1 protein-coding gene is annotated in these 388 nt (G+C 39.7%); it reads left to right on the forward strand.

Annotation, left to right across the window (positions count from 1 at the left end; genetic code table 11):
* On the forward strand, window positions 1-388 hold a 388-nt coding region (locus AOM43_RS08625; RefSeq protein ID WP_152618858.1), incomplete at both ends, for a hypothetical protein.

A 388-nucleotide genomic window follows, 5' to 3' on the forward strand; every position in this document is an offset into this window, starting at 1 on the left:
AAAATGGTATGAACTTGGTTTGAATGAAGGGATGGGAGCCATTGCCAAATTTGAAGGACATCGACCCATTGCTAAGTGCAAAATATCACCAGATTCTTTGAAATATGGAGCAACAAATTGTGGACGAGGACAAATTAGCGGAAAGACAAGTCCCAAAAATGTGATGTTAGACAGGCAGGATGGTGATGGGTTGTTATCCATCTTAGAGGGTTCCGGAACGCGCCATACTTTTAAAAAAAGAAAAACCCCCGAAGGCAAATTATACTGCTTGGAAAAAACCCATCATCCTAACGGGAATTTTTTCAAATACACTTACAACAAACATAACGAGCTCACTAAAGGCATTCTAACGGACTGTCAGGAAAATCCCTTTGCCCAATTTAAAATT

The organism is Parachlamydia acanthamoebae (assembly GCF_000875975.1).
Taxonomy (GTDB): domain Bacteria; phylum Chlamydiota; class Chlamydiia; order Chlamydiales; family Parachlamydiaceae; genus Parachlamydia; species Parachlamydia acanthamoebae.